Consider the following 9,819-nt stretch of genomic DNA (forward strand, 5'->3'; position numbering starts at 1 on the left):
GCCAGGCGGCTCGCGTACCCGAAGGCGCTCTCCCCGCTCTGGACGCTGTAGTGCAGCGCATCCGTGTTCCCCGGGGACACCGAAAGCTCCACCTTCGACTTGTCGTAGTCCTGGAAGGTCCTCTCCACGATCCCCGAGAGCGGCGTGTCGCTGAAAGAGGCATGGTGCGGACCGTCGTCCGTCAGCACCGAGGCGCTCATCGCGGTGATCACCACCACGTCCCCGTGCTGGTACTGGAAGCCGCGTGTGCTCGTGATCGACGTCACCACCCCCTTGAACTCAAGCTCCTTGTAAAGGCTGATGCCGTCCAGAGAGCCCACCTTCAGCGTCAGCACCTCACCAAGGAAGTTCTTCGTCTCCGTGGAGAGCTCGCCAGAGGCGTCCTCCAGAACGTCCGTGCGGCAGACCACCTCCAGATGGTGGTGCGCGTCGATGCGCTGCTCCAAACGGAACTCCTTGAAGGCCTTCAACTGGTCCCCCCCTATGTATATCTCTATCGTCGATTGTAATGCCATGGCTATCGGTTTTTATCGGTTATCAACGTTACAGTTCGGTGGCTGTAAGTCATTTATAATTAATATACTGGCTATATATCTCTAAGATATAAAAATAGGACGAAAAAGGTTGAAGTTTTAGGTAAAATCCCCTTTTTTATTGAGGAATGGAAAGGCTATTGAAATGCACGCGGAAAATTGTTTATGGCAAGGCAGTTACGACTTTTATTCATTTAATTCTATATGTAATTCACTATATGCTGTATTATAGTCTCCTTTGTTATTCCACACAGCTGCAATAGGAGTGATATTGATTATAAACGAATTATTAGAAGTCCATTTCAAGTTGGTATGTACTAAATTTTGAGTCCAAAATTTAATGTCTATCTCTTTTTTCAACATAAAACGATTTGCATCACTTTCTTTATAGATGTACAATTTCGATTGCTCCAGATAAGGGTCAAAATAAAAGCAAACGATCGTTTTCCTGTCTGGCGAAATATACGGATAGCTCGGGAACCTTGTCGTTATCTCGCCAGACGCTCTGTCAACAAAGAAGAAATCTCCTTCTTCATAATAACCTCCTTCTATAAGATAGGCATTAAATGGTTTGACAAATCCAACATAACTATATGCTTCTCTTGATTCTATACTACCCGTTTTGTTCTTTAAAACCATTTCCTCACCACTCGTCAAGGGCAATCTGATTTCATCTTTCACCTTCGGAAATTTCTTGCTAAAGTCTATATGATCTGTTGCAATGATAGATCTATTTACGTCTCGAAGGATCGTGAAACTTTGCGGCGGATCACATAAGTCCAACTGTGAATCAAATAGTCTTAACTCCTCATCGGCAACCAAATACCCATCAAAAACATACCTCCTTTTGTAACTTCCGGATTCATAGTTACAGATCTCTACCACATTTCCTACGATAGTTTTGTCGGAGTCGATAACGGTTAATTTTTTGGGAGTGTATTTTATAATTTCGACCTTATCTCCATAATTCAATTTACCGATTTTGTGCCCGTTCTCATCCCTCACATTTAATCCGTTCAAAGCTTGAACGTATTTGATCTCTTGTGGCGAAAAATAGTGAACACAGGTATTTGGTATTGTGCCGTTGTAGTATCCCCTTTCGCTTACGATTTCCCCATCTTTTTTAAAGACGAAATTCGAATATTCTATTTGCTCTGGCTCTGTATATAAGGCATCCATCCTATGGATCCGATGTTTGGTTATGGTACTTTTAGATGATGACCAACCTTCGGCATTCTCATCGAAAGCAACCAATTCTGCATCGATAAAATTATGGTCTAAATCGTAGTTTGCTAGCAGTGTACGCAGTTCTTCACCCCAATAGTAATAGACTACCAATGTTTTAAAATCGTTGGATATATTCAATTTATAAAGTATACCGCAGTCGAGCTGCTCCCAATCTTCTGTTATCTTTTTAAAATGGAGTGCTTTTTTTTGAGCTCTTGTCAGATGTTTCAAAGGGGCCTTTTCGTCCAGTCGAGTTCTTTCAATCAGAGGAAGTTCTTTATAGTCGTAGTATTGTAGAAAACTATAATTAGGAGTGTTTTGTGCCAATGTTTTCAGCACTATAAAAAATAAGATGAGTGAACGTGGAAATTTCCTGAATTTTGAGGTTTGCAATTGATTTCTAAAACTTTTTAAATGTAAATGGTGATGGTGCCGATAAACGCCAACCTTTTTATGGTGCTGGGTATGTGGTAAGCTAGTTCTGTTTAACGATTCTCCCTTTTTGTGTAATCTTATATGCTTCCAGGCCTGATATCTTATGGTTACCTTCTTCTCCAACTACAACATAGCGGACAAATATGTTATATGATTCATCAATATAAAACAGTTTAGTTTTAGCTACGATACCGTCACTATAATCGTAATATATATTCAGAGCGTCGATGATGTTTTTTTTGTCGTCAACAATTACCAAATCCATTCTTTGTGTGTATATGGTGTTACCATCATAATCATAGTTTGAAGAACTTCCTGAAAAAACCATTATTGAATTATCTGAGAATTGAGGTAGTTTTTTAACATGTTTGAAAAAGGTATACCCTTCCTCTGAAGATAAGAAAAAAGAATCGACGTCCTCCTTTTCATCTGCTAATTTAGGTTTGTAAAAAGAATTGAAAGGAGAATCTAATATTTCTTGAAAGTTGGGATTGGGCTTCGCATCTACCTCGCTATAGTATTCAAAAATGGTTCCTAAGAAAGAATCATCAGTGAGAATAGCGTCTTGCAATCGAGCATCAAGAATTTCTATTTTACCCAACGGGAGTCCCTCTTGATAATTTGATTGAGGTAAATCCTTCTGGACTTTCTTGGCATCCTTGATCACATCCGCTTTGGCCTCTTGTTGATTCTGACTTTGGGGGATTTTGCATCCTAAGAAAAGTAATAGAATATAAATAAGCTTGCCTGCTCTTCTAAAGCGTGTTATCCTCATCTTCTTTATATTTTGCTTCAAACCCACCAGAATGAAGATGATTGTTATGAAGTTTTCCTCCATTGCCTGTATGGTTGAAAGCTTTTTTAGATGAACCTCTCAAAATACTCTTAAAACCAAAATTATGCATTGCATCAATAAATTTTTGATCTTTTGTATTATTTCCTAAGTAATTAGTGTCTATACTTTGACCATTAATATGGCTCACACTTGGATATGATGTTCCGTCCTCTTCACAACTCCCTCCAGATTTTATGTTTTCATACTCAACTTCTGCTAATGCCCCTATAAATCCGGCAAAGTGTTCTGGCCCACAATATCTCCTGGCGGTTTTGGTAAAAGTAAATGTTACCTTTTGATTACCAATCTTTTTGTTCAATTGGTCGGGCATTCTAACAATTAAAACCTTCTTGTCCCCTTTTTTATAAGTCACCAATCTATAACTAGTTCCCTTATCGGGATTGTAAAACTTCCCATAGGTTCTAATCGTCCCATCGCTATAAGAATATTTTTTTCTGCTCGAGGCGTGAGAATATGTCACAATATTGTTTGCATCGTATCCTGATTCAACCACATGAGCCGTTTTCTTATCGTTAGAGATTCCTTTTAAACGTTCATCTATCTCAAATAAATTACATGTTGAGATGTCAAAAACGTCCCCTTTGTCATTATGGTATCTGTATTTAACCTTTGTTAGCCCTCCGAACTCAAGTTTACTGATTTTACCATCACTATAAATGTGTATCGTATCCGGTGTGGTAAGTTTAAGACTCCCATTAAATTGCTGATCTATGGTCTCTTCTTCATTCTCTGTACTATCACATTGTGTCTGCAGCCAAAGTTGCGTTGTATGTCTTTCAGCAATTATCGGGGTGGCAACTTCCTTTACAGTAGTCGTTCGCACATAATCCTTTTTGTTGTTGATATCTGGACTTCCTCTAAAGGGTTCTATTTGAACTTTTTTACCTTTTAAGGCCTCGTCGAAGACAATGACCAATGTATTGTTGCCCCCGGTCTTGGTCGTGTTCCCTTCACCATCGGTAGTTTCTATAGCATCTTCCAGGGTCACCTTGGCATAAGTGTAAAGTTTATCCTTGGATTTTGTATCGATCACATGATAGGACTTCTTATCTTCTCCCTGTACCCACATCGACCAGCGAATGTTGTTTTTATCTTCTGTGGTTTCAGTCCCGGCATACTTGGTTATGGTATACGTGGCTTCTTTGCCAACCTCAATGGTCTTAGGTCCGCTGATCTTTTCAGGATAAGTTAGTTTGGTAGCCTTATCATCGAATGAAAGATTTTGGAAGGTCTCTGCATCTCTGGCCGTCTTTTGTTCTTTGGCCTCTTTCTTAGCCTTCTTCCCTTCCTCGGTCTCATCCTCTCTAATATAAAGCGCTTCTTGCCAACCTTCGAAGCTTTTGGCGGCATCTTCGTCCTTGGATTTGATCTTATCTTCCTTAGGGCGAAGTTGAATTTTTTTCATCCCTACCTCGATAGTGTCGCCTTTATCTTCTTTATGAAGGACTATGGCACCACTCTCCTTCTTTCCTTGTTCTTCTTTGACATCGATCTCGATCCAATCACTTACTTCCGTATCGGTTGTGGTGTCCTCCTTCTTATCAAAGACCAATACTGGAAGGATGTCCTCTTTGGTCTTTAGCAGCTTGAGGTCATCTTCTTTTTCGTGAATCTTTATCCTTACCTTCTTATCTTTGAGGTTTCTGGTCTCTGCGATAAGATATACTTGATAACCCATGGGTGCCGAGCTGATCTTCGGGTAGGATATCTTTTCTTCCTTCTTGAAAAGGGCTATCTCGATTGTATCGTCCTTCTTGTACGAATTGGCGGTAAGTTTTGCAACCACGTCTACCAATTTAGTGTATTTCTTATTGGTCTTTTCGGCCTTATTCACATTGTTTAGGATAATACCTCCTATCTTATTTTTTTGGGCATCGGTACTGGTATCGTTTGTACTACCAAAGGTATAGGTATGAGTTCCCGCCGCTTCTTCGACCTCTTCTATCTTCTTCTCAGCAAAATAGGCGTTCCGTACTTTGGGCTCTTCCTCGCCAACGAGATTCAAGATCTCCTTTTCGGCCTGGAATGTTCTTCCCATGACCTGTATTTCCATTACAAGTTCTCGTTCTCTACCCATGCTTGTGTTATGCTTTATTCCAATCTTTTTGTGTGTTCACTGGTTGTAATTCTGCGGTCCCATCTTCCAAAACGGTTCCCGAAAAAGTAAGATTCGTCTTTTGGCCATCTATCTTCTGATCGGCCGTGTCTTTTACCTTTATGGTGATGGATTCGCCTGCTTCTACATTTTCTGTACGTACAAATATGGTCGCCGTTTCTCCATATTGGATCTCGTTGACTCTTTTTTCTTTGGACTCGTCCATCCAGTACTTTTCTACCACTTTTGGTGCTTTGTCATTCCCCATCATCGCTCCTGGGATGGTCATGGCGATTTCTTTGAATTCTTCTTTAACGCTTCCCGCGCTATTGATCTGCATATCCTTAACAATGGTCACTTTCCCTCCCGTAGCACACATGGTTTCAGAATCTTCGAAAAGGAACTTCTTGCTCCCGCCCAAGGTGGACGTCTTGGTGGTCTTCATCCACTTTTGCAATGCCGGGATACACGGCAAGTATCCTCCACTGGTAGGTTTCAATTTACACTGGCCAAATGTTTCAGGGACTTGTACGTCCATGTCAGTCGCCTTGAATTTACCTTGGATCTTTACTTTTCGATTTTGATTTACCAATAATTTGGCGGGCTTCACCCCACAGTTACATTCAACCATGGCCCCGTCCAAAACATATTTCTTACCGCTCATCCTCTTCCATATTAAAGGTTATATTAATTGTCTTCTGGTATAGTCCGTCGATCTTAAAGCAGGAGGTAACGGCTGCTTTTACAATCACTCCCTCTTCTGGTTTCACGATATATTGCCCGTTATAATCAAAGGTCAAGGTATGCTTATCCCCAGCTTTCTCTGCAATGTCTCCAAGAAAGGTATTTAGTTTGGCCTTGGGAAACTTCTTATGTGCAATGTCAAAATCGCCAATCACCTTTATTCGTGCGTCATTCGAAAAGCTCTTACCCCGCATGAGCGTGCTTGTTTCTATCATTGGAATGTCGATACGCTCAACTGCATTTGCCATGATCCTATTTCGATGTTTTATTTGTTTGGGTTCTAACCCTTCGTCAAAAAATCCCGAAAACAGCGTTGTAAAGAAGTTATCGTTTAAAAACACCTGTTGGATATTCTCTTCTTTCAGTTGCCAGTCAAAATCAGTCGCCATCTCAACAAGGTCTGGAAATTCGTCCAAAAGTTCTGATCTGACTTCTCTCCATTTATCCCTTATTTCTTGGGTATTGGTAACTGCGACCAGCTGAAAGCTTTTGTCTACGACAAATTCTAATCGATCATTGATGGTAGCTACCATTAATGCAATGCGTTGCGCTTTTTTAAGCTTCTTTATAATATTGCCGCGCTCGTTGAGCAAAAAGCGATTGATCACTTCCCATCGATACAAAGGTCTTCGCTCCTTATCGTGACCATAATGTGTGAGATGAAACTCTGTTGCCACGGTATTATGCACAGTTTTTTTATCTTTCTCGACCCGTATATCCACTTGTGAGAAATAGCTACGGGTGACTCGATCTTGACTAAGCTTAAACCCCTGCATGGTATGTGGTAGTATGGAATACATTTTTCAAACAGCTAACCATTTTGAATAACCCGAGTCCGTTCACCATCGATGAAATTTGGTTTGTGTGGAGCAATGAGCCCTACAACTTTGTCATCATAATGTGCCGAGAAATGAAAATATCTGTTGCGCAACTTTCTAATGATCTCTCGATCGGCAATATTGTCGTATGAGAATTTCGCTCCTCCATAAAATACGTAGTCATCAACTCGGCTCTTCGCCTGTGTCAATTCATCGCCCTCGATAGAAAATTGGTCTTGTATCAATCCCAAGTCATAAGCCAGCTGCTTCGTGATACTATATTGTACCATGATGTGCAACGGAATATGACTGTAGGTATTTCTAATTCCTGTTCGTTTTGCGGTAAGTTCTTTGGATAACCAACCAGCTGTAATCTCATCTTCCAAATACCAACCTTCCTCGATCAATCGTTGTCGTTGCCTTCTCAATTCTGGCACACCGAAAATCGTATTGGCATAATTGAGCGTTACTTCTTCATTGGAGTTATCAGTGTAGCCTCCTCCGATGTCCGAATGCACTCCCGGAAGCTCTTTTTGAACACCCTTACTTCCAGCACTATTAATATTGGTAAGTCTAAAATTAACACGATGTTCGTCATCGGCAGCGATCTGAAAGGTATGGTTGGCTTTTCGCACCGCGTCTAGATTCAATTCTCTAGTATCGTTATCATGGTTGATCCCTAAGGAAGCTACGGTATCGTAAAGGCCCACAAAACGTACTTGAACCATATTTACTTCAATACCATTTTCCTCTAAAAGCTCTCCTAGATAACCATTGGGAACTTGGTGATATATTTTGGTTCTTGCTCGACCTCCTCCCATTTTTTTGAAATCCCCCTTGTTCTTCTTTATCTCGAAGACAAAGTTTCTCGCCGCAGCAGCACCTCGACTAAAACCATAGGTGTCAATTCGCAAGCAACTGATCTTTTCTACCTGTTTTTGCTTTATCACATCAACTACCTCTTCACAACCTTTTAGGACCTTTGCTCGCACTCCGGTTGCTCCTAGACCTTGAGCTGCACCAAGAATTCCAGAATCAGATTCGTGATCTTCAGTTCCAATACCTTCTATATAGATAGGAATTTGATAGTTATCATCCTCTATTATTTCTTCATAAGCACGTTGCATTCTTGCCACATTGGAAAAATCGTTGTCATAGCTCCCAGATTTTTGAAAGGTGTACCATGTGTTATACACCTTTGCCTGATCTCTATCATATGGTCGTCCAGCCTGTTTGTTTTCGTATTCTAATCGTGCTTGAGTATTCGCTGCATTGTTAAGTGTCCCATCGAAGAAGACTCCGACAGTAAAGTACGCGGAGTCATCTGGCACCAGTTCTTGAAAGTCCGCATCGCAGACATGAACTTTCGAGGTGCTGACATCTACTCCGCTAAGTGCGTTTCTCGTCTCTTGCCCATTGGCTGGTGTTGCTTCTAGTCCTAATTCTGGCATCTTTGTACTATTCTATTAATCTACCGTTGCATAGACATTACTTCTCGCTTTTTGAAGTGATGTTCGGGCATCATCTCCCTGTAAATAGATATTGATGTTGCTGTGATATCTATCTACCTCGATGATAAGTTCTAACATTTTGGCTTCCTTCGACAATGACCAAAATGCCTTCAATGTTTCTTCTTCATCTAAGTAGATCTTGGCCCCATATTTATTTTTACTGGTATCGTACCAGCTAATTTTAAGGTATGCAGGTACAAAAAGATCTTCATTAGCTTCAAGTATGCGATTATCGCTGCGAACGAAAAAATGTTCTCCGTTGAGACCTTCTGCCAAAACCGTGGCAAGTTCTCCTCCAGCGATAGGGCTAAAATTCAATTTCCATGAAAACTGAGCTCTTGCCGCATCCCACTTATCAATATCAACACCCTTTTCTTCCAAGTCTGTTTGATATTTTTCATCTAAGCTGTTCAATCTGTTTTGAACGTACTCCTCTCTATTCTGCGTTCCCAAAGGATTAAATTCTTCCATGGGGATATCTGTTACGGCAGCTTTGAAGTTTGCTACTTCGATAGATTTGCTAGGCCCTCTCATCCAAACCGACACCATTCCACCAGGGGCCAATCCAATTACGATACTGTTATATGCATCTTCTTTGTCTCGTTGATCTATAAAAGTTGTCTCAAAATTTTGAACCATTCTTTCCGCTGGCAACTCAAACGAGCCTGCATAGAATTGGTTCTCTGAAAGGGAGAGCCATGTGACTTCCAAACGGTTAGGAACCGGCTTGATATCTTCACCAATCACAAAACTTGCACCGGTCTTCCCCCACCCGTTTTTTACGATTCGCCCTCTAGGAATTTGAATTGCGTTACCATCTGGCCCATATAAAAATCCCTTATGGATCTGTATTGGGTATATCTTAGGTGCGCTTACGGATGGTCTCCATTCAAACTTTTTCATTTGCTGATTATTTGCTGTAGGCTTTTGGGCAGTATTACTCTGACAAGAAACCGTAAGTATTCCACTTAAAAAAAGGGTCCATAGTACGAGGCTTCTTTTCATCATAATGAATTACTCTCCATATTCAACGGTCTCGGCACTGGCAATGGTGATCTTGCCACCAGCATTCGTCTTTATTTCACCGCTTGCATCCGTGGAGATCTCTTGCGCCTCCTGTTTATAATTAGAACTGATCACCTTGATATCTTCTCCTACTTGAATGTCTTGATTATTGGCCATCACTATATGATCGTCAGTAATACTTTCGGTTTTGTTCTTACCGACTGTTATGTCGAGATTTTCCTCCACGTTGATTTGCATGTTCTTCGCATTGAAGGTCATGTTCTCTCCAGCCGAGATCATAATATCGTTATTGGCAGTATCGATTCGAATGACGTTTTTGTTGGTATCGGTGATCTCAATGTATTCCGAACCTTTTGTATCATTTAGCTCTATGGTATGACCACTCCTGGTTCTGATGGCCTTTACATCGTTTTGGTCTGTCTTCCATGGTGAAGGGTTGGCGCCCCCATTATACAAAGCTCCTAGAATGTAAGGTCGCTCTGCGTTGCCACCCTCGAAGCCCACCAGGACCTCCTCGCCCACCTCGGGGATGAAGTGGAAGCCCTTCTCGCCACCCGCATGCGGGGTCAGCACC

Annotated in this window: 9 protein-coding genes; all 9 read right to left on the reverse strand. The window is 41.3% G+C overall.

Translation table 11 applies throughout. From position 1 onward, the window contains the following. Positions 1–515: contractile injection system protein, VgrG/Pvc8 family (locus ACFQ1M_RS18315; protein ID WP_386408350.1), on the reverse strand; the 515-nt coding region annotated here is incomplete at its 3' end. Positions 516–719: 204 nt separating this feature from the next. After that, on the reverse strand, positions 720–2,099 hold the full coding sequence (locus ACFQ1M_RS18320; protein WP_386411336.1) for a hypothetical protein: 1,380 nt from the start codon (positions 2,097–2,099) through the stop codon (positions 720–722). A gap of 136 nt (positions 2,100–2,235) precedes the next feature. Then, on the reverse strand, positions 2,236–3,033 hold the full coding sequence (locus ACFQ1M_RS18325; RefSeq protein ID WP_386411339.1) for a hypothetical protein: 798 nt from the start codon (positions 3,031–3,033) through the stop codon (positions 2,236–2,238). Continuing rightward, on the reverse strand, positions 2,951–5,128 hold the full coding sequence (locus ACFQ1M_RS18330) for a hypothetical protein (protein WP_386411342.1): 2,178 nt from the start codon (positions 5,126–5,128) through the stop codon (positions 2,951–2,953). The genes ACFQ1M_RS18325 and ACFQ1M_RS18330 overlap by 83 nt, the downstream gene beginning before the upstream one ends. A 7-nt stretch (positions 5,129–5,135) precedes the next feature. Next, positions 5,136–5,810, reverse strand: a complete 675-nt coding sequence (locus tag ACFQ1M_RS18335) for a DUF4280 domain-containing protein (protein ID WP_386411345.1) — start codon at positions 5,808–5,810, stop codon at positions 5,136–5,138. After that, a complete protein-coding gene (locus ACFQ1M_RS18340; RefSeq protein WP_386411348.1) occupies positions 5,800–6,690 on the reverse strand; it encodes a hypothetical protein in 891 nt (296 codons plus the stop codon). Before ACFQ1M_RS18340 ends, ACFQ1M_RS18335 begins: the two co-directional genes overlap by 11 nt. Before the next feature lie 11 nt (positions 6,691–6,701). Continuing rightward, positions 6,702–8,159 (reverse strand): T6SS phospholipase effector Tle1-like catalytic domain-containing protein, encoded by a 1,458-nt coding sequence (locus ACFQ1M_RS18345; RefSeq protein ID WP_386411351.1) that lies wholly within the window; start codon positions 8,157–8,159, stop codon positions 6,702–6,704. A 15-nt stretch (positions 8,160–8,174) separates the two neighbouring features. After that, on the reverse strand, positions 8,175–9,227 hold the full coding sequence (locus ACFQ1M_RS18350) for a DUF2931 family protein (RefSeq protein ID WP_386411354.1): 1,053 nt from the start codon (positions 9,225–9,227) through the stop codon (positions 8,175–8,177). A 6-nt stretch (positions 9,228–9,233) separates the two neighbouring features. After that, on the reverse strand, positions 9,234–9,819 hold a 586-nt coding region (locus ACFQ1M_RS18355), incomplete at its 5' end, for a phage baseplate assembly protein V (protein ID WP_386411358.1).

The organism is Sungkyunkwania multivorans (assembly GCF_042675645.1).
Lineage (GTDB): Bacteria > Bacteroidota > Bacteroidia > Flavobacteriales > Flavobacteriaceae > Sungkyunkwania > Sungkyunkwania multivorans.